This is a genomic window from Humitalea sp. 24SJ18S-53 (assembly GCF_050632385.1).
Lineage (GTDB): Bacteria > Pseudomonadota > Alphaproteobacteria > Acetobacterales > Acetobacteraceae > Humitalea.
On sequence record NZ_CP192599.1, the window covers coordinates 5,420,639 to 5,444,985 of the forward strand.

Below are 24,347 nucleotides of genomic sequence, written 5' to 3' on the forward strand. Positions count from 1 at the left end.
TCAGTTCCGCGGTTCAAGCAGCAACCCGGCCAGGTCGACCAGGAGGAAGGCCACCACCGAACAGACTGCCAGCGCCAGGACATAGCCCTGCACGGCGGCGAAATCGCTCTGCATGATCGCGTTCAGCCCCCAATGGCCGAGCCCACCGCGCGCAAAAACATATTCGATCAGCGATCCGGTGGCGAAGAGCGACACCAGTTCGACGCCGGCGAAGGTGATCAGCGGGACCAGCGCCCCACGCGCCACGATGCGCTGGATGCGGCCGTTCGAAAAACCGGCGGCGCGGGCGTAGAGGACATGGTCGCTGCCCAGCAGTTCGATGGCGATGGCGCGGGTCTGCTTGATCACCGGGCCACCCGCGGCCAGCATCAGGCACGACACCGGCAGGACCAGGTGCCCGATGGAGGAGCGGGCCGCGTCCCAATCCCCCGCGAGCATCGCATCCAGGGTCGGGAAGCCGGTCGCCACGGGTGGTGCCATCAGCTCCATCGAGATCAACCCCATCGGCGCCGGCGCCCAGCCGAGCAGATAGAAGAACACGAAGATCGCCATAAGTCCGAGCCAATAGGTCGGCACCGAAAACCCCAGCAGCGCGATGCCACGGCTGAGCTGGTCAAAAATCCGGTTCGGATACAGCGCCGCATGCAACCCGATCGGCACGCCGATCAGCAGCGACAGCACCAGCGCCGGTATCACCAACTCCAGCGTGATGGGCATGAGGCTGACCAGATGGTGCAGGATCGGCGTGCCGTCCTGCCAGGAGCGCCCCAGATCGCCATGCGCCAGGCGCAGCAGGTAGTGCCCAAACTGCATCCACAACGGCTGGTCAAGCCCAAGATCCTGCCGCACCTGCGCCAGGATGATCGGGTCGGCGATCGGCCCGGCGATCATCGCCGCCGGGTCCTGCTGCCCGATGCGCACCAGCATGAAGGTGATGAACAGGATGCCGAGCAGGACCGGGATGCTGACCAGAAGCCGTCGGGCGATGAAGACAGAGACAAAACGAAACACCGGCCTTGGCGACCCCCTCAGCCTTCGGCGCGCAGGCTTTTCCAGGCCAGCCGGTTGTGCGGATACCAGGTGAAGCCGCCGACGCGGGCGGCGAAGACCTCGTGGTTCCCGGGCAGGAACAATTCCACGATGGCCGCATAGCGGGCCTGTTCGCGCTGCGCCTCGGCCACCAGATCGGCCCATTTCGTGTCGTCGCGTTCGGAGATCGAGGCGTCGATCAAGGCATCGAGACGCGGGTTGTTGTTGCCGTTGACGTTGGACCCGCCGCGGCTGTGGGTGGAGAGGAAGAGATTGTAGGATGGATCGGCGACGAAACTCGCGGCCCAATGCGTGATGAAGGGCAGCGACCAGACATTCACCGCGCGGCGCGCCGTCATTTCGGTCGGCGGAATCCGCTTCGGCGTCGCGCGGATATTGGCCTTGGCGAGCGAGGCCTGCATCTGCAGCGCCACCCCCTCCTCCCACCACCAGTTCGTGCTGTATTCGAGGGTGATGTCGATGCCACCCGCGTGCCCCGCCTCGGCCAGCAGCGCCTTCGCCTTGTCGTAGTCCGTCTCGTAGGTGAAGGATTCGACATAGCCAGGGATTTTTGGTGCGAGCACGGAGCGCGAGCGCGTCGCCAACCCCATGAAGACGGCCGTGCCGATGGCGTCGTAGTCGGTGGCATAGGCGACGGCCTGGCGCACCCGTACATCGGTAAAGGGCTCCAGCCGCGGGTTCATTCGCACCGTGGCGCTGGCCGTGCCGAGCACGCTATCGACCCGCACGTTCCTGTCGCGGCGCAGTTCGGCGATCTGTTGCAGGGGGATTTGTTCGGCGTATTGCACCTGCCCGGTGCGCACGAGCGCCACGCGGGTCGCGGCGGAGGGGACTTCCCGCCAGACGATGCGGTTGTAGTAGGGGGCGGGGAAGACGTAGTTCGGGTTCGCGACGAAAACCGCCTGCTGGCCCTGCCGCACCTCCTGCACATGATACGGGCCGTAGCCGCAGGAGTTCTGGCCGAGCCAGCGCGTGGCGAAAGGATCGTCGGGCAGGGCGTGCTTCTTCGCCTCGGTGCTGTCGAACAGCGCCGGGATGTGCAGCGCCATCACCGAGAGGAAAATACGATTCGGCGTGTTCAGGGTGAACTTCACCTGGTCGGGGGCCAGGGCCTCGACCGACTTGATCTGCGCCACGGTCTTCATGAACAGGCCGGTGCGCCGCTGGCTGTCCGACTTCTGGTAGGTCCAGGTGATGTCCTCGGCCGTCAGTGCATTGCCGAAGGGGCTGCGGACATCGGGGCGCAGCTTGAAGATGTATTCCAGCCCGTCGTCGGAAACGGTCCAGCTTTCCGCGAAATGCGGTTCGAAGCTGCTGAAGTCGAGTTCCGGCTTGCCGTCGGCGCCGGTGCGCACGGGGTGCCGCACCAGGCCCTCGTAGATGTTGACGGTGCTCTCGATCTGGCCCGGCACCCAGGCATCCGGATCGAAGCCCTTGGGCGTCGTGCCCATGGCCAGGATCAGGGTACGGACGGCAGGCTGCGCCTGGGCCTCCCCATCCGGCGCGAAGGCGCTGAACAGCGGCGCCGCGGCCAACCCGGCCATCAGGTCTCGACGAGGCAGAACCATCGGCGGCATCGCTCCAGACAGTGGCTCGGCGCCCATGAAGATGTGCGGGCGGCCGCTTGTGTATGTTGTATTATCGGCAATACATTTGGGCATGCGTCAAGCCACATTCAGGGACCGCCGATGCTGATTTCCCATGGGATTCGCGCGGCGGCAGCGCGCACGCCAGGCAAGATCGCGTTGCAGGAAGACGCACGCCAGATCACCTTCGCCGCGCTGATCGAGCGCATCGACCGGGTGGGTCACCTGGCGCAATCGGGGCTCGGGCTGCGGCATGGCGAGCGTGCCGTGATCCTGGCGCCGAACCGGATCGAATACCTGGAAGTGGTTGCGGGCCTGTCCGCCGTGGGCGTCGCCGTCGCCAGCATCGGGCCGGCGGCATCGCTGCCCGAGATCCGCTTCATCTGCGAGGATTCGGCCGCGCGCGTGCTCTTCGTCGATGCCGCGTTGGAGGAGGCCGCGCGCGCGGCGATCCCCGCGTCGGTCGAGCAGGTGATTGTCTTCGGCGACCAGTACGAGGGCCTGCTGCAACGTGCCGCGACATCGCCCTGCGTTGCCGCGACGACGGAGCAGGATATCTTCTCCATCCCCTATACCTCAGGCTCTACCGGGCGCCCCAAGGGGGTGATGCTATCGCATCGGGGCCGCATCCTGTCGGCTTTCTGCATGGCGGCCGAACACGGTTGCTATTCGCCGGACGACCGCGCCATCGCGACCACGCCGATGTTCCATGGCGCGGGCCTGCTGATGGCGCTGACGCCGATTTTCTTCGGCGGGTCCGTCCGCGTCCTGCAACGCTTCGATGTCGAGAAGCTGCTGCATGCCATCGGCGATTTCGGCGCGACCAGCGCCTATCTGGTGCCGACGCATTTCGCGGCACTGTTCGCCATGTCGGCCGAAGCGCGCGGAAAATTCCGTGTCGGCACGCTGAAGGCGGTGATCTCCGGCACCGCACCGCTGGCCCAGGCCTTGAAGTCCGAGATCATCGGCTATTTTGGCGATGGCAGATTGTACGAACGCTACGGCGCCACCGAAACCTCCATCGCCACCTGCCTGCGCCCAGCCGATCAGTTGCGAAAAATCGCCTGCGTCGGGCTGCCGTTGCCGCTGACCCGCGTGCAGGTGCGGGGCGATGACGGGCGGGCGCTGCCGCCGGGTGAGGTTGGCGAACTCGCCGTGTGTTCACCTTATATGTTCAGCGGCTACCTCAACATGCCGGAGGCGACCGCGGCGGGCATGCGCGATGGTTGGTTCGTCACCGGCGACCTCGCGCGGCGTGACGAGGAAGGCTACGTCTACCTGGTCGACCGCAAGAACGACATGATCATCTCCGGCGGCGAGAACGTGTACCCGCGTGAGGTCGAGGAGGTGCTGCGTGCACACCCCGCCGTCGCGGATTGCGCGGTGACCGGCGCGCCGCATCCCTATTGGGGCGAAGCGATCGTGGCCTTTGTCGTGCCGCGCCCCGGTACGGTCCCGGATGTCGCGGTGCTGCTGGACCTCTGCCGCCAACACCTGTCGCGCTACAAGGTGCCCAAGGACATCCGGCTGGTCGAAAGCCTGCCGCGCAACAGCATGGGCAAGGTGCTGCGACGGGACCTGCGCGACGGGCTGCGCGCCGAAGCGGCGGCGACAACGACGTAACAAGAAGGGAGCCAATTCCGATGGACGGCCTGACCCAGGCGACCGCGGCCGATGAATGGCAATTGCGCTGCGACCTCGCGGCGCTGTACCGGCTGGTCGCGCACCACAAGATGACCGACCTGATCTATACGCACATCAGCGCGCGGGTGCCGGGGCCGGAGCATCACTTCCTGATCAACCGCTACGGCGTGCTGTTCCATGAGATGCGTGCCTCCGACCTCGTGAAGATCGACCTGGATGGGCGGGTCGTCGAGGATCAGCCGGAAAGCAAGCGCATCAATACCGCGGGTTTCATCATCCATTCCGCCATCCACATGGCGCGCCCCGACCTGGCCTGCGTGATCCATACGCATACGCCCGATGGCATCGCCGTGTCGGTGCAGGACCATGGGCTGCTGCCGCTGACGCAGCAATCGATGAAGTTCTACAAGCGCATCGCCTATCACGACTACGAAGGCATCTCCCTGGACCTGTCGGAGCGGGAGCGGCTGGTACGCGACCTCGGGTCGCACAAGGCGATGATCCTGCACAGCCACGGGCTTCTGGTCGGTGGTGCGACGATCCACGAGGCCTTCCACAACATCTACTACCTGGAACGCGCCTGCCAGACGCAGATCAAGGCGCTTGGTGGCGGCGGCAAGCTGAAGCTGCCGCCGGCGGCCGTCTGCGAACATGCGGCGCGGCAGTTCGATGCGCTCTCCGCCGAACACTACGCCTTCTTCTGGAATTCCGCCTTGCGCCTGGTGGAGGCCGAAGCCCCGGCGATCCGGCGTTGAGCGCCGCCATCACGCGCCATTTCGTCACCGTCGGCGGGCGCCGCATACACTATCGCCGTGTGGGGGAAGGCCCGGCGCTGGCGATGCTGCATGCCTCGCCGCGCTCGGCCACAGAACTGCGGCCGAACCAGGAGGTTTTTGCCGGCCGCTTCACCACGCTGGCCTTCGACACGCCAGGTTTCGGCCTGTCCGACCTACTGCCGCTGGCGCAGCCGGAGACGGAGGACCTGGCCGATGCGCTGGCCGAAACGCTCGATGCGCTGGGTGTCGGCCAGGTGGCAGTCTATGGCCGCCACACGGGGGCCTCGGTCGCCGTGGAATTCGCGGCACGCCATGGCAACCGCTGCGCGATGGCGCTGACCAACGGCTTCCCGATCTACTCCAAGGCGCAGCAACAGGATCGGCTGACGCGCTACCTGAATCCGATCGTGCCGAGTTTCGCCGGCGAACATCTGCTCTGGCTCTGGTATCGCTTCCGCGACCAGCACGTGTTCTGGCCATGGCACGAACATGATTTGGCGCATCGCGCGAATGCCGAGGTGCCGGACCTCGCGACCCTGCATCGGGGCGTGATGGAGTTTCTTGAGGCGGGGGACAATTATCGCATCGGCTATGCGACGGCCTTTCGCCATCGCGGGTTGGATGCGCTGCCCGACCTGAAGGTGCCGGTGTGCTTCGGCAACCGCCGCAGCGACAGCATCTTCAAGACCATGTCGCTCTATCCGCCGGAGGCCTGGACGCAGGAGATGCCGGCGGAGACGCTGGCGGCCGCGCGCGCCGAATTGGCCGTTCTGTTGCGACATCCGGCAAAGGGCGAGGTTCCCGCACCACCGCCGACCAACGCCATCGCCGGGCGCACGACGCTGGACTTTGTCGCGGTCGACGGCGTGCAGGTGTTGACGCGCAGCATGGGTGACCTGTCGGCCGGCAATGTGTTGATGCTGCTGCATCGCCTGCCGGGTTCATCGGCGCTTTATGACGAGATGATCACGACGCTCGGCGCGCGGCGACCGGTCCTGGCGCTGGACCTGCCCGGGCATGGCGAATCCGATGCACCGCCCGAGGCGACGGCGAGCATCGAGGCGGCCGCGGGCTGGGTGCTGCGCGTGCTGGATGCGCTCAACCTCGGCACCGTCAGCCTCTACGGCCATCAGGGCGGCGCGTCCGTGGCGATCGAGGTGGCCCTGCGCCAACCCCAACGTGTCCACGCCTTGGCGTTGGACGCGCCCGTGGCACTGCCGGCCGTCCCGCGCGAACAGATCGGCGCGCGCTGGCTGGAGGGCGTGGCCCCGCTGACCCCGGTCTGGAACGGCGACCACCTGCTGCGCGCCTGGCACATGCGGCGCGACATGGAATTGTGGTTCCCCTGGAACGACCGTCGCCCCGCCACCGCGCGCAAGCACGCGCCGCGGATCGATCCCGCCGCGCTGACCCTGGAACTGCGGGAGGTCATGAAGCAGCCGGAGAGTTTTGCGCCCGCCTGGCGCGCCGTCTGGTCCTATCCGACGCGGGAAAGGCTGGCCTTGACGACGCAACCCTGCCTGTTGCTGGCCAATAGCAGCGACGTCTTCGCGCCCTGGATCGACGAGGCCGCGGCGGTTCGCCCGGATGCGCGCCTGTTTCGCGACGCGGACCCGACCGAGGCGCTGCGCGATTTCTAGGGCAGCAAGGGGTGCAGCACGCGTTCGGCAAAGGCGTCGCGTCGTGCCCGGCGCGCGTCATCGAAGGCGGCGGGATCGGTGGGCGCATCCAGCGCGCCGAGATCAATACCCTTTGCCGCCAAAATCTCCTCCAGACCCTGCAGCCGGTCGGCCAGTGCGTAGGTTTCCATCGCCAGCGCGATGGTCACCCGCATCAGATCCGCTTTTGGTAGATCGGCCAGATAGTCGAAGTCATTCGGCATCGTCGCCTGCCTTCGTGCCAAGGGTGATGTGGTAGCGGAACCGACCGACATAGGCCTTGCTGTCCTGGCCGCCAGCGCCGACGGATTCGCCGGTATGGACGTCGGTAAAACCAACCTCGCGATACAGACCCTCCAGATCCAGCGCGTGGTAGTCGCGCCAGAAGGGTTCGCCATTGTGGTCGGTGTCCCAGTCGAGCAGGTAGGCGCTGAGCGGGTCGACGGCGGCGTAGCTCGGCAATTCGGCATTGGCGAGGACACCGCCGGGCGCCAGCAGGCGATGCGCCGCATGGACCACGTTGCGGATCGCGGCGATCGGGATTTCATGCAGCAGAAGGATGCAGAAGACGAGGTCGAAGGTGCCCTCGGGCAGGTCGGGCGCCTCGGCATTCGTCTGGTGGAAGGTGATGTCGCGGCCATGCGATGCGGCGCGCTGCGCGGCATAGCGCAGCATCGGCGCGCTGATGTCGGCGGCGTGGAAATCCGCCCCGGGAAACGCGTCCTGGATCGGGTAGCCTTTGTAGCCCGGCCCACAGCCCAGGTAGAGAATGCGCTTGTAATCCCGCTTCGGTAGCACCGACAGCAGGGCGCGGCCCATCTCATCCATGCGCTTGCCGTAGCGGTGCATGGAATAGGTGGCGACGCCGGTTTCGTAGATCAGCCCGGCGAGTTTCTCCGCATGGAAGCCGCCCGTCTGCAAATGGAATTCCGTATCGGTGAAATACGCCGGCGCCACCAGATCCGGCGCCAGGCGCAGCGACACGCCGGCGGGCGGCTGGTCCAGCCTGGCCTCGATCTCGGCACGGCGCGGTTCGTAGCCCGCGCGCACCTGGCGCCACATCGCTTCCTGGCTGATGCGCGCCAGGCCACGGCCAGCCTGATAGACGGGGTCGTGGCCGAAACGCGCCTCCATCACCGCATGATCGCGCAGCAACGCTTCGGGCTTGCCTGCTGCCCAGAGCTCATAGTCCCGGCGCAGTTGCGGTGTCAGCCGTGTCGCGACCAGGTGCTTGATGCTTTCCACGAAGTCGAGCCGCGCCTGCTGTGGTCGCGATAGCCTGTCATCCATGATCGTCACCCCGTTCCCCGATCAAAGCCCCAGCACGCCAGGGTTCATCCGCCCCGCCGGGTCGAGCATGTGCTTGATGCGCGCGGCCAGGCCATAGGCGGGCAGCGGCGCATAAAAGCGGCCGAGTTGCGCATGCACCGCGCCATGCGCATGGAACACGTTGCGCAACCCCGCACGCAACGCGGTCACCGCGGCGCGCGCCGCGGGGTTCGGTGGTATGTCGCCGAAACGCGCGCGATGTCGTTCCGACAAGGCCTGGAAATGGATCGGGTCCAACTGGTCGCGCCAGTACATCATGGGTTCGATCGTCACCTGCGGGCCGACCGATGACATGATCCAGTTCACGCTGACCTCTGCGTCCCGCAACGCGGCCTCGCTCTGTGCGATGCGGGCCTGCAACGCATCAAGGCAGCCCATGGCGCGGCTGGGGGCCAGGATGCCATGCACCGGCACCCAGCGTTCTCCCTCCGGCCCGACCATGCCACGCACGGAGTAGGGCCGCGCGTGCAGCGCCTGCGGCACCGATGGCGTCAGTACCTGCGCGGTGGGGCCGATCGCCTTGCGGGCCTGGTCGATCAGGGCCTCGGCGATCGCTTCCGTCGCACCCTCCACGGTCAGGTGCAGGGTCCAGGCGTTCTGCTCCAGGTCGCCGCGGGTCCGCGTCAGCCCCGCGACGCGTTTCAGCGTCTGGCCGATCGATCCCGCTTGGCCGGCCACCGCTGCCGCGGTGCGCAGTGCCTCGGCCAGGTCGACCTTGCTGGCCGAGGCCGCCTTGGCCCGGTCCATCGCGAAGGCACGGCCGGCAAAGCCCGTGGCGACCAGCCGCAGGATCGCGGCCAGCACAGACGGCGCGTCCGGAAAGCCCAATGATGCGAAGGCCGCCGGGCGTTCGGGCGCCAGGCGCAGCACGACCTCGGTCTTGACGCCATAGGCGCCGCAGTCGCCCAGGAAGATGCCGGTCAGGTCAGGCCCGTGATGCCGCCAGAAGGGGGGCAGGTCCGGCTGCGCGCCGCTGCCGGTGCGGGTGATGCTGCCATCGGCCAAGACCACCGTCAGGCCGATGATGCCTTCCATCCCGCCGGGCAGGTTCTGCGCCGCGGCGCCGCCGATGGTGGAGACGCTGCCGGAGATGGGGCTCTGCTGCACCGCGCGCAGCCCGTGCGGCCGCAGTGCATCGCGCAGCGCCTGCCATGTCGTGCCGGCGCCGACCACGGCATAGAAATCCTCGGGGACGACACGGATGGTGTCGAGCCTTCGCAGGTCGAGCGCGACCGTCGGTGTCGTCGGCACCACGCCACCGGTGTAGGACATGCCGCCGCCGCGCGGCAGCACGGCACAGCCGGCTTCGGCCAGGAGCGTCACGGCATCCGCGACCTCGGCCGTGGAGCCGGGTCGCAGCACGAGATCGGGGGGGAGGCTGTCCGGCCACAGAAAAATGTCGGACCCGGCCAGTTGGCGCGCCGCCGCGTCCCGATCGACGTTCGCTTCGCCCAGACGCTGCGCAAGGGCCTGGGTGAGGCTCTCCGCCAAGACCGGGGCGGCGGCGAATTGCGACGTCACGTTGGCCGCTCCAGGAAGTCGAGTTGTCTTATCTTCAGAACATCTTGGGGCCTGTCAACCGGGGCGCGTCAGTCCGCCGCGTCGCTTTCGGTCGACCACATCGAACGACCGGACCGCTGCACCCAGCGCATTCCCATCTGGTATTCGTAGAGGTCCGGCTGATACAGCGCCTGGAGGTATTCGACGACGCGGCCATGCTGGTCGCGCACCTGGCGCCGCACATACAACAAGGCCGAGCCGACCGGCACGTCGAGCGCCGCGGCGACGGCGTCATTCGCAAGCTTGGCCGAAATCGCCTGCTCTGCCCGGGCGATGACACAGCCGGCGTCCTCCAACAGGCGCAGCAGCGGCCGCCGCGTCAGGTCGGCGCGTTCGAAGCCGCGCCCCACCTCCTCCGGCACCCAGGCGGTGAGATGGGAGAAGGGGCGATCCTTGTAGTGCCGGACGCGGACGGATTTCTGCACCATCGTGCCGCGCGGAGTCTCCAGCGCCGTGGCGATCTTCGGCGGTGCCGGCAGATAGGCGAAATCCAGCACCGTCACCGGCGTCTTCAGCCCCATCGCGACCAGGTCGGCGAAGAGTTCCGTCAGGTCGTGGCGAATCTGCGGTTGATCGGCATCGGCCTCGGCAAAGGTGCCGCTGCCGCGCCGCCGGCTGATCAGCCCCTCTGCTTGCAAGCGGTCGAGCGCGCGGCGGATGGTGATGCGGGACACGTTGAAGGATCTGGCGAGTTCATGTTCGCTCGGCATCGCCAGCCCGGTGTCCCAGGTGCCTTCGGCCAATTGCTGGCGCAGCACGACATAGACGCGATGATAGAGCGGGACCGGGACGTCTTTCGGAGTGGTCACGGAAACGCGGTCTGGAACAAGGCGAGTCCCCTGGGCGACACGGACGACCCCAGCATGAGGCATCCCACACAGCCGCAACGGTCGGCATGGTGTCAAGCGCCGGGGGCGATCTTCACCGCCGCCGGGTTTCACCTATGGTGCCGGCGATTGATCGCAGCCTCCGGCATCAGGATTCCCGCACATGTCTCCCGCACTTGAAGCGATAGAGAGCGACGGCGCGCTGCCGGCGCAGGCCGATGTCGTCGTCATCGGCGGCGGCATCATCGGTGTCATGGCCGCCTACGTGCTGGCGCAACGCGGCGTCAGCGTGGCGCTTGTCGAGAAAGGCCGTGTCGGCGCCGAACAATCGAGCCGCAACTGGGGCTGGTGCCGCCAGCAAGGCCGCGATCCGGCCGAGATTCCATTGAGCCAGCACAGCCTGCGGCTCTGGGGCAGCCTGCAGGAGGAGATCGGCCGCGACCTGGGCTTCCGCCGCAGCGGCGTGACCTTCGTGACCAAGGACCCGGCGCAAGTCGCCGAGTGGGAGGGGTGGCTGGCGCAGGCACGCCCCTTTGGCCTCGACAGCCGCCTGCTGGGCGGGGCCGAGACCGATGCCCTGCTGCGTGGCAGCAGCGAGACCTGGCTGGCTGGCCTGCACACGCCGAGTGACGGCGTTGCCGAACCCTCCCTGGCGGCGCCCCGCATCGCGCAGGCCGCGCGTGGGCTGGGCGCCAGCCTCCATCAGGGCTGCGCCGCGCGGGGCCTGGAGACGACGGCCGGGGCGGTATCGGCCGTGGTGACCGAGGCAGGCCGCATCCGCACATCGCGGGTACTGTGCGCGGGTGGCGCCTGGACGTCGATGTTCTGCCGCCACCACGGCATTCCCCTGCCACAGGCGGGTGTCTATGCGACCGCCTTCCGCACGGTGCCGGGGCCGGACATCACCGCCGGCGGCATCGGCATGCCCGGCTTCGCGGTGCGCCGCCGGGCCGATGGCAGCTACACCGTTGGCCTGGCCGGGCGGGGCCGGGTGGAGATCTCGCCGCAGGGGTTGCTCTATGCGCGGGAATTCTGGCCGACCTTCCAGAAACGCCGGCGCAACGTGACGCTGGGGCTCGGCCGATCCTTCTTCTCGGGTCCGGAGGCGATGCGGCGCTGGTCGCTCGACGGTATCTCCCCGTTCGAGCGCCTGCGCGTGCTCGACCCCGCCCCCAGCCAGGCCTTGGTCGAGACTGCGCTGGCCCAGATCCGCGCTGCCTATCCGGGTTGGGGCGATGTCGCGGCGGCGGAGGCCTGGGGTGGCTTCATCGACAGCACGCCCGACGCCGTGCCGGTCATCTCGGCGGTGGCGACATTGCCGGGGATGTATCTCGCCACCGGCTTCAGCGGCCATGGCTTTGGCATCGCGCCGGGGGCCGGATATCTGGCGGCGGATCTGATGATGGGCCTGCCACCGATCGTGGATCCCGCGGGCTTCCGCTACGCGCGGTTGGTGGAAGGCGGCAGCCTGGCCCCGCGGGGAAGTTTTTGACGCGCCAGCCCCACCGAAGGCCTGGCGCGCGCGAGGCGACGCCAGGCCCCCGCCGCGCGGATTACTCCACGCGAATGCCGAGTTCCGGAATCGTGCGCGCCCAGAATGCGTGTTCGTCGCGCACCTGCGCCGCGAAGGCGTCCGGGCTGACCGCAGTGGTCAGGGGTTCGAGCCCGTCGCGCCCGAGCTTTTCGTGGAAGGCCGGAAGGGCGGCGATCTCCGCCCCCGCCGCCCGCAGCGTCGCGATCGGGCCAGCCGGGGTTCCGGGCGGGTAGAACAACCCGTGCCACCCGGTGACCGCGTAGCCCGGAAGCCCCTGCTCGGCGACCGTCGGCACGTCGGGGAAGGCCGGCGACCGCTGCGCGCCGGTCACCGCGATCGCCCGCAACTGCCCTTCGCGCACCAGCGGGATCGCCGGTGGCGGGGAGGAGATGTTGAACTGCACGGTGCCCGAGACGGCATCCATCAGCGCTGGCGCCGTGCCGCGATAGGCGACGTCGGATAGCTCGATCCCGGCCATGCGGGCGAGCAGCTTGCCGGCCAGGTGGTTGTTCCCGCCATTGCCCGAATGGCTGAAGGTGATCTCACCCGGCTTCTGCCGCGCCAGCGCGATCAGTTCCTGCAGGTTGGTCGCCGGCCAGCGCGGATTGCCCACCAGGATGTACTGGTAGTTCGCCAGGATTCCGACCGGGACCAGCACGCGTGCCGGGTCCTGCCCGGCTTCGGTGCGATAGACATGCGGGTTGATGACGATGTTGGAGGACACGGCATAGAGGAATGTGAAGCCGTCGGCCCGCGACCGCACCGCCTGCAAGGTGCCGATATTGCCGCCGGCACCGCCGCGGTTTTCGACCACCACGGGCTGGCCCAGCTTCTGCGACAGGATCTGCGCGAATTCGCGCCCGACGATGTCCGTGCCGCCGCCCGCGGCATAGGGGACGATCATCGTCATGGCGCGGTTCGGCAGCCATGGGGATGTGCCCTGGGCCAGCGCGAGCGACGGCATGGCAAGGCTTGGGGCGAGGAGGAGGCTGCGGCGCTTCATGGCGTTTCCCTGGTATTTCGTTTCCTGCGCCCTGCTTAGCACATGTTGCGATGCGCTTCGACCCGGGTCCCGGCATGACGGCAGGCTGCCTGGCGATGGAGCGGCAAGCCCCCTGACCGCCATCGCCATGACTGCGACGTGGACGCGGTCGGCGCAGGCGTTATGCTGAACCGGTGCGACAGGCGAGGCGATCGAATGGCTCAGGTACGACGGACCGGCGCCAGGCGCGCCTTGCGGGCCGAGGCGACGACACTGGCCGTGGCCGGCGCGGTCAGCGACCCGGAACTGCGCCAGCTTATCACGCGCATGCCGCTGTGGCGCCGCCCGGGGTTCCTCATCCGTCGGCTGAACCAGATCCACTATGCGATCTTCTACGAGGAATGCGCCGAATTCGACATCACGCCGGTGCAGTATGGCATCCTGACGACGCTGTCGCTCAATCCCGGTGCCGACCAGAATTCCATCGCGCATGACGTCGGAATCGACCGGACCAATGTGGCCGATGTGCTGAGCCGGCTGACCCGGCGCGGGCTGGTGCGGCGTCAGCGTGGGGCGGAAGACAAGCGCACCTTCGTCACCTGGCTGACGCCGGATGGCGAACGGCTGACCAAGGCCATGCTGGGCGCCATGCGCCGCGCGCAGGAGCGGCTGCTGAACCCACTGGATGGCGCGGAGCGGGAGCAGTTCCTGGCGACGCTGCTGCGGTTGATCGACGCGAACAATGATGTCAGCCGCGCGGCCCTGGGGCCGACGCGGATCGACAAGGCGGCCTGAAACCCGGCGGGGTCAGCCGGGCTGGGCCTTGTTCAGGATCTCGTCGGGGGTGGAGGAGACAACCTCGACGTATTTCGGGGTGAAGGCGGGGCCGCCGCCTTCGATGAACTTGATGAATTCCGGCTTCATGGCGCGCAACACTGGCAGGATTGCCGCGTGTTGTTCGATGCTGGACCATTCCGCGATCAGGAAAAACCGCTGCGGGTCTGTGGTGTCGCGGCACAATACGCCGTCCTTCACCTGGGCCTTGGACTTATGCATGGGATTGTCGTCGTTGTAGTCGAAGGCTTCGAACAGCCGGATGAACTCCGCCTCATGGCCCGGCATGACCCGGAAATCATAGATGTGGAGGAAGTTGCCACGCTGCGCGAGCGGTTCCTGTGCCATGGGTCTGCCTTCCTTGGGATGGTGAAAATATGAGGGTATGCTGATCAAATGGCGCCGCGCAACCGTTGCATGGCGGCCACGCGCCTCGCTAGACTGTGACGGCGGGATGGCAGGGGTGCGTGGCGGATGACCTGGCAGGCGACGGTACCGATCGACAGCCTTTCGGATGGTCAGGTGCTGGGCCTGTCGCTCGGCGGGGTCGAGGTCACGCTTTATCGGCTGGGCGCGGAGGTTTTTGCGACCCATGGTGTCTGCACCCATGCGCTGGCCTTCCTGAAGGACGGCTTTGTGGTAGGGGGCGAGATCGAATGCCCCCTGCACCAGGGACGCTTCGACATACGCACCGGCCGCGCGATGTGCGCGCCGCTGACCAAGGACTTGCCGGTCTACGCGGTCGAGGTTCGTGATGGGGTCGTCTGGGTCGATCCCGAAACCGTTTTGACGGCGCCGGCCGCGGCACCCGCCGTCGTCACCCCTGGCGTCGGTAACGTGGTCGTCGTTGGCGCCGGCCAGGCCGCCGCCGCCGCCATCCGCAGCATGCGCGTCGGCGGATATACGGGCGCGATCGCGCTGGTCGGCGAGGAGCCGCACCTGCCCTATGAGCGCCCCCCGCTGTCCAAGACATCCCTGACCGATCCCGAGGCCGAGCATCCGCCCTGCCTGACGGCGGAAGACGCGGCGGCTTTGGGTGTCGCCTTGCACCTGGGCCATGCCGCCGTCTCGGTCGTCGATGGCGTGACGCTGGATGACGGGCGGGTGCTGCCCGCCGATGCGGTGCTGCTGGCGACAGGCGGGCGGGCGCGCCGGCTTTCGGTGCCGGGTGCGGAGCTTCCTGGCATCTTCACCCTGCGCAACCGAGAGGATGCGGCGGCCATCGCCTCTGTGCTGCGCCAGGCGCATCATGCGGTCGTGATCGGCGGCGGTTTCATCGGGCTGGAACTGGCGTCGGCCGCGCGCGCGCTGGATGTCGCGGTCACGGTGCTGGAGGCCGCGCCGACTCTGATGGCCCGGGTGATGCCGCCCGCCTTGGGTGAGGCGTTTGCGACGCTCGCAACCACGCATGGCGTCGCGTTGCGGTGTGGCACGGCCGTCACCGGGCTGCGCCCCGATGGGCCGGGGCTGATCGTGGAGACCAGCAGCGGCGAGATCGCGACCGACTGCGTGCTGGTCGGCGTCGGCATGGAGCCCGAGGTCACGCTGGCACGCGACGCGGGCTGCGACATTTTGCTGGGCGGCATCGCGGTGGATCGCGATGGGCGCAGTAGCGTGTCCAATATTTTTGCCGCGGGCGATTGCGCCGTCCTGCGGCAGGGACCCAATGGCGCGCCGCTGCGTCTGGAATCCTGGCAGAATGCCGAGGATGCCGGCGCCGCCGCGGGCCGCGCCATGGCGGGCGCACCGGCCGTGCCCGCGCGACGCCCCTGGTTCTGGACCGACCAGTTCGGGGTGAACGCCCAGATGCTGGGCGTGCCGCAGGCCAGCGACCGCGTCGCGCGCCGCGGCGATACCTACATCTGCTGCGACCCCGCGACATCGGTGCCGCGCGCCGTGCTGGCCTTCGACGATCCCGGTGCGGTGCGCGATGCCAAGGCCTTGCTGGACGCGGCAATGCCCTTCGATCCGGCCGCCCATGATGCGCGCTGGCTGGACATTGATGAGGAGAGCAACATGGACACCGTCGCCGACGCCCTGTCGCTACGCCGCCGCTTCGCCTGGCCCGCCGAGGGCCTGACCCGCATCCCCGACTGGGTCTATACCGACGACACCATCTACCAGCGCGAGGTCGAGCGCATCTTCCATGGACGCACCTGGAATTGCGTCGGGCTGGAATCCGAAATCGACAAGCCGGGCGATTTCATCCGGTCGCATGTCGGGCCGACCCCGGTGGTGGTGAGCCGGGCCGAGGATGGCAGCATCCATGTCTTCGAAAATCGCTGCACCCATCGCGCGGCGGAGTTTTGCCGTGAACTCTCCGGCAATGTCGGTGAATTCGTCTGCCCCTATCATCAATGGACCTATGACCTGAAGGGCAATCTGCAGGGCGTTCCCTTCCGCCGTGGCGTCGCCGGCAAGGGCGGTATGCCGGAGGATTTTCACACCGCCGACCATGGTCCGCGCAAGCTGAAGGTCACCACCCATCGCGGCGTGATTTTTGCGACTTACGCCGAGGATATGGAGAGTTTCGCCGACTACCTTGGCCCCGATGTGCTGCGCGAATTCGAAGCGACCTTCGATGGGCGCAAGCTGGTGGTGCTGGGCCATTACCGGCACACGTTGCCGGGCAATTGGAAGCTTTATCATGAGAACCTGAAGGACCCGTACCACGCGACCTTGCTGCACACTTTCCTCGTCACTTTCGGCCTGCTGGTCGCCGGCAACAAATCGCTGATGCTGGCCGATGACAGCGGTCGGCACGGCGTGATGTGTTCGGCCAAGAGCGACAAGAAGGTCAATGCCGACGACGCCAAGGAAATGCGCGCCTACAAGGAAGGCATGCGGCTGGAAGACCCGCGCATCATGGATTTCTTCGATGAGTTCGACAGCCCCTGGTCGGTGACGATGTCCACCATCTGGCCGAACCTGATCGTACAGCGTGAGATGAACACGCTCGGCATCCGCCAGATCGTGCCGACCGGACCGCATGAGTTCATCATGAAATGGACCATGTTCGGCTTTGAGGGCGACACGCCGGAGATGACGCGGCATCGCCTGCGCCAGGGCAATCTGATGGGCCCCGCCGGCTTCCTGGGGCTGGAGGACAACGAGGCCATGAAGTTCGTCCAGGACGGCATGAAGAACGTGCCGGGCGGACAGCACATGGTGGCGCTGGACCCGGCGACCCCGGCCGGCACCAGCGATACCCTGATTTCCGAAGCAGCCATCCGGGCGATGTATCGCCACTGGCGCCAGGCGATGGCGCTCTGACCATGCTGGACATTCCCAATAGCCTGGACGCTCGTATCGAGGCCTTGCTGCTGCGTGATGAGGTGGAGCGCTTCAACGCCGAATACTGCGCCCGACTGGACCGCGCCGACCTGAACGCCTGGACCGAGCTTTTTACCGTGGATTGCTTCTACCTCGTCACCTCACGCGAGAATCGCGATGCCGGCATGCCGGTCGGGCTGGTCGATTGCGAGGGCATCGGCATGATGCGCGACCGCGCCTTTGCCATCCTGAAGACGTCGATGTTCGGGCCGCGCTACCTGCGCCACATGGTCAGCAATCTGCGGGTCGATCCGCCGAAGCCGAATGGCGATTTTTCGGCGCGTGCGAACTACATGGTGTTCGAGGTTCTGTACGACCGCCCCGACGCACGAATCCTACAGATCGGCGAATACCACGACATCTTCGCCCGCACGACCGATGGCGAGTTGCGTCTGCGGGAACGGCGCTGCGTCTACGACAACCTCCTCGTGCCCACCGCTCTCTGCCTGCCGGTCTAGCGCGATGGACGGCCAGGGCATCGGCGCCAGTGTCCTTCGGAAGGAGGATGCGCGGCATCTGGCGGGCCAGGGGCGTTTCGTCGCCGATATTCGCATCGCGGGGCTGCGGGAGGTTGCTTTCCTGCGCTCACCCCTGGCCCATGCGCGCATCACGGCGCGCACGGCGCCGGTGGGCAGCGACGTGCTGTTCCTGGCGGACCTGACGGGGGTAAAGCCCATCGTCACGCGGTCCGGCATTCCCGGCTACAAGCTGTCGGAATGGCCGGTGCTGGCGGATGACCGCGTGCGCTATGTCGGCGAGGCGATCGCCATGTGCGTCGCGGATAGCCGGGCCGAGGCCGAGGATCTGGTCGATACGGTGTTCGTCTCCTACGAGGAACTGCCGGCCATCGCCTCCTGCGCCGCGGGCCGTGCGCCGGGGGCCGCCCTGCTGCATCCCGACTGGGGCGACAATCTTTTCCTGCGCAGCAGCGTCGGCAAGTCGGTGTCGGTCGAGGCTGCGCATACCATCCACCTCGACCTGACCTGCGCGCGCCAGGTCATGCACCCGATGGAGGGCAAGGGCCTTGTCGCCCGGTGGGATCATCGCACCGCGATGCTGGTGGTGCATACCTCCACCCAGGTGCCCCACCTGATCCGGACCGGACTTGCCGAGGTTCTTGGCATTCCGCAGGCGATGATCCGCGTGGCGCCGCCCGATGTCGGTGGCGGCTTCGGCTACAAATGCCTGTTGCAGCCGGAGGAGATCGCGGTCTGCTGGCTGGCGCTAACGCGCAAGGCGGCCTTTCGCTGGACCGAGGACCGGCGCGAACACCTGGTCGCTGGCGCCAATGCCCGCGAACACCACTACACGATCACCGCGCATACCGATGCGCGTGGAAAACTGCTGGCGTTGGATGCCGAGGTGGAGGTGGATACCGGCGCCTACTCCGTCTGGCCATTCACGGCGGTGCTGGAGGCCGCGCAGGCCGGCGGCAACCTGCCCGGCCCCTATGTCGTCCCGGCCTATCGCTGCGAGGTCTATTCCGTCGCCACCAACAAGCCGCCCTTCGCGCCGTATCGCGGCGTGGCGCGGCCGGGTGTGTGCTTCGCGATCGAGTTGACCATCGATGCGATCGCCCGCGCCGTCGGGCGGGAAGCCGCGGATGTGCGGGCGGAAAACCTCGTGCCCGGGTCGGCGATGCCCTATGTCAACATCACCAACAAGCATTTTGACACGGGCGACTATCCGGCATCGCTCGCGCAGGCGCGCGACATGGTCGGCCTGGACGCGTTTCGCGCGGGATCGCGGCGGGATGAGAAGGGCCGCTACATCGGCATCGGCTTCGCGACCTACACCGAGCAATCCGCCCATGGCACCAAGGTTTTTGCCGCCTGGGGCCTGCCGCTGGTGCCTGGCTTCGACCAGGCCAGTGTGAAGCTCACACCCGATGGCGCGCTGGAAGTGCGCGCGGGCATTCACACCATCGGCCAGGGGTTGGAGACGACCCTGGCCCAGGTCGCGCATACCGCGACCGGCGTGCCGCTGGAACACATTCGCGTCACGCTCGGCGATACCGGTGAAACGCCCTTCTCCACCGGCGCCTATGCCAGCCGTGGCATCGTGATGGCGGGCGGCGCCGTCGCGCGTGCCGGCGGCGTGGTAGCCGAACGCATCCGCGCCATCGCCGCACACCTGCTGCAGACCGAACCGGAGAATGTCGTCGCGCGCGACGGTCGCTTGCACGCCGGCGCCGCCAGCATCGATTTCGCCGAGGTCGGCCGCGCCTGGTACATCCGCCCCGACACGCTACCGGAGGGCGTGAACACCGCCGGGCTGGAAGCGACCGAGGGCTACAAGCCCACCACCGACAATGGCGTCTTCTCCTTCGCCACCCATGCCGCCAAGGTCGCGGTGGATGCGGAGACGGGGCGGACCGAGATCCTGGACTACGTGATCGTCGAGGATTGCGGCACCATGGTGAACCCCATGATCGTCGAGGGCCAAACCCGCGGTGGCGCCGCGCAAGGCATCGGCACGGCGTTGCTGGAAGAATGCACCTATAGCGACGATGCCCAGCCACTGGCCTCTACCTTGCTCGACTACCTGCTGCCGGGCGCGACCGATGTGCCGGCTTTTCGCATCGCGCATACGCAAACGCCGTCGCCGCATACGACGCATGGCATCAAGGGTGTCGGCGAAGGTGGTGCCATCGCGCCGGCGGGCGCCTTGGTGAATGCCATCAACGATGCGCTGGGGCCGCTGGGTGCGGTGGTTGCTGCCGTGCCGGCGACACCGGCACGGGTGCGCGCCGCCATCGCGGCGGCCAGCGCATGAAGGCCGCATCGTTCGATTACCATCGCGGCACAAGCCTGGCGGATGTCGTTGCAAGTCTGGTGGCCGATCCCGATGCGCGCCCGTTCCTGGGCGGACAATCCCTTTCGCCGACGATGAACCTGCGGCTGGCTCGCCCGGCCCGGTTGATTGACCTGAAGCCGATCGGGCTGCGCGATTTCGCGGCGGACGAGTCCCGCTTTCATCTGGGCGCCGGGCACACCCATGCGGCGATCGAGGATGGCTTGGTGCAGGACATGACGCGCGGCTTGCTGCCGCATGTCGCCGCCGGCATCGCCTATCGCGGCGTGCGCAACCGGGGGACGTTTGGCGGCAGCCTGGCGCATGCCGATCCGGCTGCCGACTGGCTGACGGTGCTGATGCTGTTGAATGGCAGCGTGCATGCGATGGGCCCGTCTGGCGCGCGCGCCATCGCCGCCGCGGATTTCGTGACCGGCGCCTATGCCACAGCACTTGCCGGCAATGAGATCCTGACGGGCTGCGACCTGCCGCGCCTGTCGGAGACTGCGCGTTGGGGTTGGTGCAAGGTCAACCGCAAGACCGGCGCCTTCGCCGATGCGCTGGGTGGCGCGGTGTTGGATGGCGCGCTGTGCCGCGTGGCTGTCGGTGCAATCGATGCAGCGCCCATGCTGCTGCTGGAAACCTCGACCGCCTTGCGCGCGGGCGGCGTGCCGGCCGCCGTCGATGTCGCGCCCGTCGAATGCGCGCGCCTGCTGACGCATCTGGATGCGGATGGGCGTGCCTTGCGCGGCGCGGCCGTGGTGCGCGCGTTGCAGGGAATGCACTGATGGTGCCGCTGAAACTGACGGTGAATGGCCGATCCGTCGAACATCTTGTCGTGCCGCGCACGCATCTGGCGGACCACTTGCGCGATGCGATGGACCTGACCGGCACGCATCTTGGCTGCGAACAGGGTGCTTGCGGCGCCTGCACGGTGCTGGTCGATGGCGTGCCGGTGCGTGGTTGCCTGGTGCGCGCGGTGGAATGCGATGGGGCCTCGGTGCGCAGCATCGAAGGCTTCGACGATGATCCGGTGATGGCGGCACTGCGCGTCGCGTTCTCCGCGCATCACGCGCTGCAATGCGGCTATTGCACGCCGGGGATGCTGATCACCGCGCGCGACATCGTGCTGCGGCTCGGCGAACAGCCGGAGGCGCGGGTGCGTGCCGAACTCGCCGGCAACCTCTGCCGATGCACCGGCTACCAGGGCATCGTCGCGGCGGTGATGTCGGTCGCGGCGGGCCGCGCGCCGCAGCCGCCCGAAACCCGCGTTGCCGAGGCGCGCGCCATCGCGCCGGCACCGGTCGCCGCGCAGCCTGTCACCGCCGTCAGCCTGCCGGCGGGTGCCGCGGGCGTGACCGAAACCCTGGCCATCGCAGCGCCCGCCGATGCGGTTTTTGCCATCCTGTCCGACCCGCGACGGGTCGCCGCCTGCCTGCCCGGGGCCGAGATCACGGCCTGGGACGGCACGCGGCTTGAGGGCGGGATGCGCGTGGCCCTCGGCCCCATCAAGGTCGCCTTCGCCGGCAGCGGCGAAGCCAGTGCCGATGCTGCCACGCGCAGCGGCCGGCTGACCGGCAGCGGGCGCGACGGCGGCACCGGCAGCGGCGCCGTCGGCAGCGTCGCCTGGCGCGTGGTCCCGCAGGGCGACAATTGCCAGGTCGAGGTCGACATCACCTGGCGCCTGTCCGGCGCCCTGGCCGGCTTTGCGCGCGGTGGGCTGGTGCGTGACCTCGTCGGCCGCATGGCGCGCGAGTTCGGCGCGAATCTTGCAAAGCTGCTGGCCGGTGCGCCGGTGACGGCAGCACCACCGCCATCGCTGTTTGCCCTGTTGTTCCTATCCCTTCGTGCGTGGCTTTCCGCGCGCTTCACCCGTCGTGATGGAGGCTCTCCATGACCACCCGCCGCCTTGCCCTTGCTGCCCTCGCCGTCCCTTTCCTGGCGCGGCCTGCCTTTGCCGCCGAACGGATGGCGGTGCGGCTCGATTGGTCGACCTGGGGCAGCCAGGCGCCCTTCTATCTGGCGATGGCGCGCGGTTGGTATGCGCGTGAAGACCTCGATGTCTCGATCGAGGACGGCAATGGTTCGGTTGCCACGGTGCAACTGGTCGGCAACGGGCAGTTCGACGTGGGGCATGCGTCGCTGGCCCCGATGATGATCGCGCGGGGGCGCGGCATCCCGGTGCGGGCGATCGCGAGCTTCGCGCGCCAGAACGACATCGGGCTGATGCTGCCGCGTGATCGCATGCCGACGGAGACCGGGCCGGCTGCCGTCGCGGCGCTGCGCGGCCGCACCTTGGCCTTCACGCCGGGATCGCTGGAAACGCCGTTCCTGGATCGTTTCCTGGCTTCGGGGAATTTGCAGCGCACGGACGTGCAGCTTCTCAGCGTCGATGCCGCGGCCAAGATCGGCACCTATATCGCGGGTCGCGCCGATGGCGTGTTCAGCGCGATCCCCTTTGCCGTCCCGCTGGTCGAAGCGCAGCGTCCCGCCGGCGCGATCCGTTTCGCCGATCATGGTTTGGTGTTCCCGTCCTTTGGCCTTTTCGCGACGGAGCGCAGCATCGGCACGCGGGCGCCCGCGCTGCGCCGCTTCGCCAGCATCACCACCGCCGCCTGGATGGCCGTGGCGGCCGGTGCCGAGGATGAAGCCATCCGCGCCATGCAAGCCGCAAAGCCGCAGGCCCGGCTGAACCCGACCGTGCTGCGCGCGCAGATCGACAGCATGAAGACCTTCTTCACCAGCGATGCGACGGCGGGCCAGCCGCTTGGCATCATGGCGGAATCCGATTGGGCGACGGGCGTCGACAACCTGGCCGGGGCCGGGCAGATCGAACGGCGTGAGGCGCCTGGCGCCTATTTCACCAACGACCTGCTGGACGTCGCCGCGATCCGCCGGCTTGCCGGGGCGTGATCTCGGCCCGTGCCCTGGGCAAGCGTTTTGCGGAAACGCAGGCGCTTGCCGATGTGACACTGGACATCGGGCGCGGTGAGTTCGTGGCACTGCTCGGCCCCTCGGGCTGTGGCAAGAGCACGTTTTTGCGCATGCTGGCGGGGCTTGAGGTGCCGTCCTCCGGGTCGCTGACCCTGGACGGCAAGCCGGTCATCGGCCCGCCTGAGCGCCTGGGCATCGCCCTGCAACGCGACGCCCTGCTGGACTGGCGCAGCGTGCTGGACAACGTGCTGCTGCCGGCCGACCTGCGCGGCGGCCGCACGCCGGCGCTCGTCGCCCGTGCCCGCGAACTCTTGAACCTGACGGGGCTTTCCGATTTCACCGGGTCCTGGCCAGCCGAGCTTTCGGGCGGCATGCGCCAGCGCGCCGCGATCTGCCGTGCGCTGCTGGAAGACCCGCCGCTGCTGCTGATGGACGAGCCTTTTGGGGCGCTCGATGCCATCACGCGGGATCAGTTGAACCTTGATCTGCACAGGCTTTGGGTCGAACGACGCATGACCACGTTGTTCGTGACCCATAGCATCACAGAGGCCCTGTTCCTCGCCACCCGCGTCATCGTCTTCGCCCCGCGCCCGGGACGGGTGCTGGAACAGATCGAGGTGGACCTGCCGCTGCCACGCCATTTGTCGGTGCGCGAGGAACCGCAGTTCATCGCCCTGTCGCGCCATCTGCGCGCGACCTTCGAATCCATGGGCCTGCTGCGGGACGCGGCATGACGCGGGGTGCGTTGCTGCCGTTGATCGGCATCGTCGTGGCACTGCTGGTCTGGGAAGCGGCGGTGCGTGGCTTTGGCGTGCCGGGCTACCTGGTGCCCGCGCCATCGGCCGTGTTCGCGGAGATCTGGGATTTCCCGCTGTGGTACGCGCAGCAGGCCGCCTTCACCACGGGGATCACGCTGGCCGGCTTCGCGGCGGCGGCGGTCTTCGGTGTCGCCTTCGCCATTCTCATCACCGAAAGCCGCACCTTGGAACGGCTGTTGTTTCCGCCCTTCGTCGCGCTGAACAGCGTGCCCAAGGTGGCCTTGGCGCCGCTGCTGGTGATCTGGTTCGGCACGGGTTCGCCGCCAAAGATCCTGGTGGCGTTTCTTGTCGCGGTCTTTCCCGTGGTCGTGGATTCCGCCCTTGGCTTGCGCAGCGCGCCGCCGGACGTGCTTGACCTGGCCCGTGCGCTGCGCGGCTCGCGTTGGTCGGTGCTGCTACGCATAAAATTCTTCGCGGCGCTGCCCTCGATCTTCGCTGGGCTGAAGGTCGCGATGTCGCTGGCTTTGGTTGGTGCGATCGTGGGGGAATTCGTCTCCTCGCAGAATGGTCTGGGTCACGTCATTCTTTCGGCGCAGGGCTCCTTCGATACGGCGCGCGTCTTTGCCGCGCTGATGCTGTTGGCCGTGATCGGGATGGCGTTGATCGCCCTGGTCGGCTTCGTGGAACGGCGCGCGATGCCGTGGCGCCGTGGTGCAACGGGTCATTGAAGGAGGCATGTGATGGATAGA

21 protein-coding genes are annotated in these 24,347 nt (G+C 67.7%); 13 read left to right on the forward strand and 8 right to left on the reverse strand.

What is annotated here, in order from left to right:
* Positions 1-1,011 carry an ABC transporter permease gene (locus tag ACQW02_RS26075; RefSeq protein WP_431282832.1) on the reverse strand — a complete coding sequence of 337 codons (1,011 nt, stop codon included), beginning with the start codon at positions 1,009-1,011 and terminating at the stop codon, positions 1-3.
* Between the two features lie 17 nt (positions 1,012-1,028).
* On the reverse strand, positions 1,029-2,618 hold the full coding sequence (locus ACQW02_RS26080) for an ABC transporter substrate-binding protein (RefSeq protein ID WP_431282833.1): 1,590 nt from the start codon (positions 2,616-2,618) through the stop codon (positions 1,029-1,031).
* A gap of 120 nt (positions 2,619-2,738) precedes the next feature.
* On the opposite strand from ACQW02_RS26080, the gene ACQW02_RS26085 reads away from it, so the two are divergent.
* The 3 genes from ACQW02_RS26085 to ACQW02_RS26095 are packed head-to-tail and all read left to right on the forward strand — an operon-like array spanning position 2,739 to position 6,696.
* A complete protein-coding gene (locus ACQW02_RS26085) occupies positions 2,739-4,259 on the forward strand; it encodes a class I adenylate-forming enzyme family protein (RefSeq protein ID WP_431282834.1) in 1,521 nt (506 codons plus the stop codon).
* Positions 4,260-4,279: 20 nt separating this feature from the next.
* On the forward strand, positions 4,280-5,035 hold the full coding sequence (locus ACQW02_RS26090; protein WP_431282835.1) for a class II aldolase/adducin family protein: 756 nt from the start codon (positions 4,280-4,282) through the stop codon (positions 5,033-5,035).
* A complete protein-coding gene (locus ACQW02_RS26095) occupies positions 5,032-6,696 on the forward strand; it encodes an alpha/beta hydrolase (RefSeq protein WP_431282836.1) in 1,665 nt (554 codons plus the stop codon). Before ACQW02_RS26090 ends, ACQW02_RS26095 begins: the two co-directional genes overlap by 4 nt.
* Here ACQW02_RS26095 and ACQW02_RS26100 read toward each other — a convergent pair.
* From ACQW02_RS26100 to ACQW02_RS26115, 4 genes are all read right to left on the reverse strand, one after another.
* Positions 6,693-6,938 carry a hypothetical protein gene (locus tag ACQW02_RS26100; protein WP_431282837.1) on the reverse strand — a complete coding sequence of 82 codons (246 nt, stop codon included), beginning with the start codon at positions 6,936-6,938 and terminating at the stop codon, positions 6,693-6,695. The two genes, ACQW02_RS26095 and ACQW02_RS26100, sit on opposite strands and share 4 nt — an antisense overlap.
* On the reverse strand, positions 6,928-8,004 hold the full coding sequence (locus tag ACQW02_RS26105) for a class I SAM-dependent methyltransferase (protein WP_431282838.1): 1,077 nt from the start codon (positions 8,002-8,004) through the stop codon (positions 6,928-6,930). Before ACQW02_RS26105 ends, ACQW02_RS26100 begins: the two co-directional genes overlap by 11 nt.
* A gap of 21 nt (positions 8,005-8,025) precedes the next feature.
* On the reverse strand, positions 8,026-9,564 hold the full coding sequence (locus ACQW02_RS26110; protein WP_431282839.1) for an FAD-binding oxidoreductase: 1,539 nt from the start codon (positions 9,562-9,564) through the stop codon (positions 8,026-8,028).
* Positions 9,565-9,632: 68 nt separating this feature from the next.
* The gene (locus tag ACQW02_RS26115) at positions 9,633-10,412 is read right to left on the reverse strand and encodes a GntR family transcriptional regulator (protein WP_431282840.1); all 780 of its coding nucleotides are present in this window, start codon (positions 10,410-10,412) and stop codon (positions 9,633-9,635) included.
* 181 nt (positions 10,413-10,593) lie between these two features.
* Here ACQW02_RS26115 and ACQW02_RS26120 point away from each other — a divergent pair, with 181 nt between their 5' ends.
* Positions 10,594-11,922 (forward strand): NAD(P)/FAD-dependent oxidoreductase, encoded by a 1,329-nt coding sequence (locus ACQW02_RS26120; RefSeq protein ID WP_431282841.1) that lies wholly within the window; start codon positions 10,594-10,596, stop codon positions 11,920-11,922.
* Between the two features lie 61 nt (positions 11,923-11,983).
* On the opposite strand, the gene ACQW02_RS26125 is transcribed toward ACQW02_RS26120, so the two are convergent.
* A complete protein-coding gene (locus ACQW02_RS26125) occupies positions 11,984-12,967 on the reverse strand; it encodes a Bug family tripartite tricarboxylate transporter substrate binding protein (RefSeq protein WP_431282842.1) in 984 nt (327 codons plus the stop codon).
* 195 nt (positions 12,968-13,162) lie between these two features.
* On the opposite strand from ACQW02_RS26125, the gene ACQW02_RS26130 reads away from it, so the two are divergent.
* Positions 13,163-13,741, forward strand: coding sequence for a MarR family winged helix-turn-helix transcriptional regulator (locus tag ACQW02_RS26130; protein WP_431282843.1), 579 nt, complete (start codon positions 13,163-13,165; stop codon positions 13,739-13,741).
* A gap of 12 nt (positions 13,742-13,753) precedes the next feature.
* Here the strand turns inward: ACQW02_RS26130 and ACQW02_RS26135 are convergent, their stop codons facing one another.
* Positions 13,754-14,128: a putative quinol monooxygenase gene (locus ACQW02_RS26135; protein ID WP_431282844.1), complete on the reverse strand. Its 375-nt coding sequence runs from the start codon at positions 14,126-14,128 to the stop codon at positions 13,754-13,756.
* 126 nt (positions 14,129-14,254) lie between these two features.
* Here ACQW02_RS26135 and ACQW02_RS26140 point away from each other — a divergent pair, with 126 nt between their 5' ends.
* The 8 genes from ACQW02_RS26140 to ACQW02_RS26175 are packed head-to-tail and all read left to right on the forward strand — an operon-like array spanning position 14,255 to position 24,326.
* Positions 14,255-17,053, forward strand: a complete 2,799-nt coding sequence (locus tag ACQW02_RS26140; protein WP_431282845.1) for an FAD-dependent oxidoreductase — start codon at positions 14,255-14,257, stop codon at positions 17,051-17,053.
* 2 nt (positions 17,054-17,055) lie between these two features.
* Positions 17,056-17,571 carry an aromatic-ring-hydroxylating dioxygenase subunit beta gene (locus tag ACQW02_RS26145; protein ID WP_431282846.1) on the forward strand — a complete coding sequence of 172 codons (516 nt, stop codon included), beginning with the start codon at positions 17,056-17,058 and terminating at the stop codon, positions 17,569-17,571.
* Between the two features lie 4 nt (positions 17,572-17,575).
* Positions 17,576-19,888, forward strand: a complete 2,313-nt coding sequence (locus ACQW02_RS26150; protein ID WP_431282847.1) for a xanthine dehydrogenase family protein molybdopterin-binding subunit — start codon at positions 17,576-17,578, stop codon at positions 19,886-19,888.
* Positions 19,885-20,694, forward strand: a complete 810-nt coding sequence (locus ACQW02_RS26155; protein WP_431282848.1) for an FAD binding domain-containing protein — start codon at positions 19,885-19,887, stop codon at positions 20,692-20,694. The genes ACQW02_RS26150 and ACQW02_RS26155 overlap by 4 nt, the downstream gene beginning before the upstream one ends.
* Positions 20,694-21,803 carry a xanthine dehydrogenase family Fe-S subunit gene (locus ACQW02_RS26160; RefSeq protein ID WP_431282849.1) on the forward strand — a complete coding sequence of 370 codons (1,110 nt, stop codon included), beginning with the start codon at positions 20,694-20,696 and terminating at the stop codon, positions 21,801-21,803. Before ACQW02_RS26155 ends, ACQW02_RS26160 begins: the two co-directional genes overlap by 1 nt.
* Positions 21,800-22,819, forward strand: a complete 1,020-nt coding sequence (locus tag ACQW02_RS26165) for an ABC transporter substrate-binding protein (RefSeq protein WP_431282850.1) — start codon at positions 21,800-21,802, stop codon at positions 22,817-22,819. Before ACQW02_RS26160 ends, ACQW02_RS26165 begins: the two co-directional genes overlap by 4 nt.
* Complete coding sequence (locus ACQW02_RS26170) at positions 22,816-23,574, forward strand: ABC transporter ATP-binding protein (RefSeq protein WP_431282851.1); 759 nt, start codon at positions 22,816-22,818, stop codon at positions 23,572-23,574. Before ACQW02_RS26165 ends, ACQW02_RS26170 begins: the two co-directional genes overlap by 4 nt.
* Positions 23,571-24,326: an ABC transporter permease gene (locus ACQW02_RS26175; RefSeq protein WP_431282852.1), complete on the forward strand. Its 756-nt coding sequence runs from the start codon at positions 23,571-23,573 to the stop codon at positions 24,324-24,326. Before ACQW02_RS26170 ends, ACQW02_RS26175 begins: the two co-directional genes overlap by 4 nt.
* Positions 24,327-24,347 lie beyond the last annotated feature (21 nt).

What these genes read in the sequence shown, in the direction of transcription:
- ACQW02_RS26080 (WP_431282833.1), bottom strand. Translation starts at nt 2,618, where the DNA reads ATGGTTCTGCCTCGTCGAGACCTGATGGCCGGGTTGGCCGCGGCGCCG.
- ACQW02_RS26085 (WP_431282834.1), top strand. Translation starts at nt 2,739, where the DNA reads ATGCTGATTTCCCATGGGATTCGCGCGGCGGCAGCGCGCACGCCAGGC.
- ACQW02_RS26090 (WP_431282835.1), top strand. Translation starts at nt 4,280, where the DNA reads ATGGACGGCCTGACCCAGGCGACCGCGGCCGATGAATGGCAATTGCGC.
- ACQW02_RS26100 (WP_431282837.1), bottom strand. Translation starts at nt 6,938, where the DNA reads ATGCCGAATGACTTCGACTATCTGGCCGATCTACCAAAAGCGGATCTG.
- ACQW02_RS26105 (WP_431282838.1), bottom strand. Translation starts at nt 8,004, where the DNA reads ATGGATGACAGGCTATCGCGACCACAGCAGGCGCGGCTCGACTTCGTG.
- ACQW02_RS26120 (WP_431282841.1), top strand. Translation starts at nt 10,594, where the DNA reads ATGTCTCCCGCACTTGAAGCGATAGAGAGCGACGGCGCGCTGCCGGCG.
- ACQW02_RS26125 (WP_431282842.1), bottom strand. Translation starts at nt 12,967, where the DNA reads ATGAAGCGCCGCAGCCTCCTCCTCGCCCCAAGCCTTGCCATGCCGTCG.
- ACQW02_RS26130 (WP_431282843.1), top strand. Translation starts at nt 13,163, where the DNA reads ATGGCTCAGGTACGACGGACCGGCGCCAGGCGCGCCTTGCGGGCCGAG.
- ACQW02_RS26135 (WP_431282844.1), bottom strand. Translation starts at nt 14,128, where the DNA reads ATGGCACAGGAACCGCTCGCGCAGCGTGGCAACTTCCTCCACATCTAT.
- ACQW02_RS26140 (WP_431282845.1), top strand. Translation starts at nt 14,255, where the DNA reads ATGACCTGGCAGGCGACGGTACCGATCGACAGCCTTTCGGATGGTCAG.
- ACQW02_RS26145 (WP_431282846.1), top strand. Translation starts at nt 17,056, where the DNA reads ATGCTGGACATTCCCAATAGCCTGGACGCTCGTATCGAGGCCTTGCTG.
- ACQW02_RS26150 (WP_431282847.1), top strand. Translation starts at nt 17,576, where the DNA reads ATGGACGGCCAGGGCATCGGCGCCAGTGTCCTTCGGAAGGAGGATGCG.
- ACQW02_RS26155 (WP_431282848.1), top strand. Translation starts at nt 19,885, where the DNA reads ATGAAGGCCGCATCGTTCGATTACCATCGCGGCACAAGCCTGGCGGAT.
- ACQW02_RS26160 (WP_431282849.1), top strand. Translation starts at nt 20,694, where the DNA reads ATGGTGCCGCTGAAACTGACGGTGAATGGCCGATCCGTCGAACATCTT.
- ACQW02_RS26165 (WP_431282850.1), top strand. Translation starts at nt 21,800, where the DNA reads ATGACCACCCGCCGCCTTGCCCTTGCTGCCCTCGCCGTCCCTTTCCTG.
- ACQW02_RS26175 (WP_431282852.1), top strand. Translation starts at nt 23,571, where the DNA reads ATGACGCGGGGTGCGTTGCTGCCGTTGATCGGCATCGTCGTGGCACTG.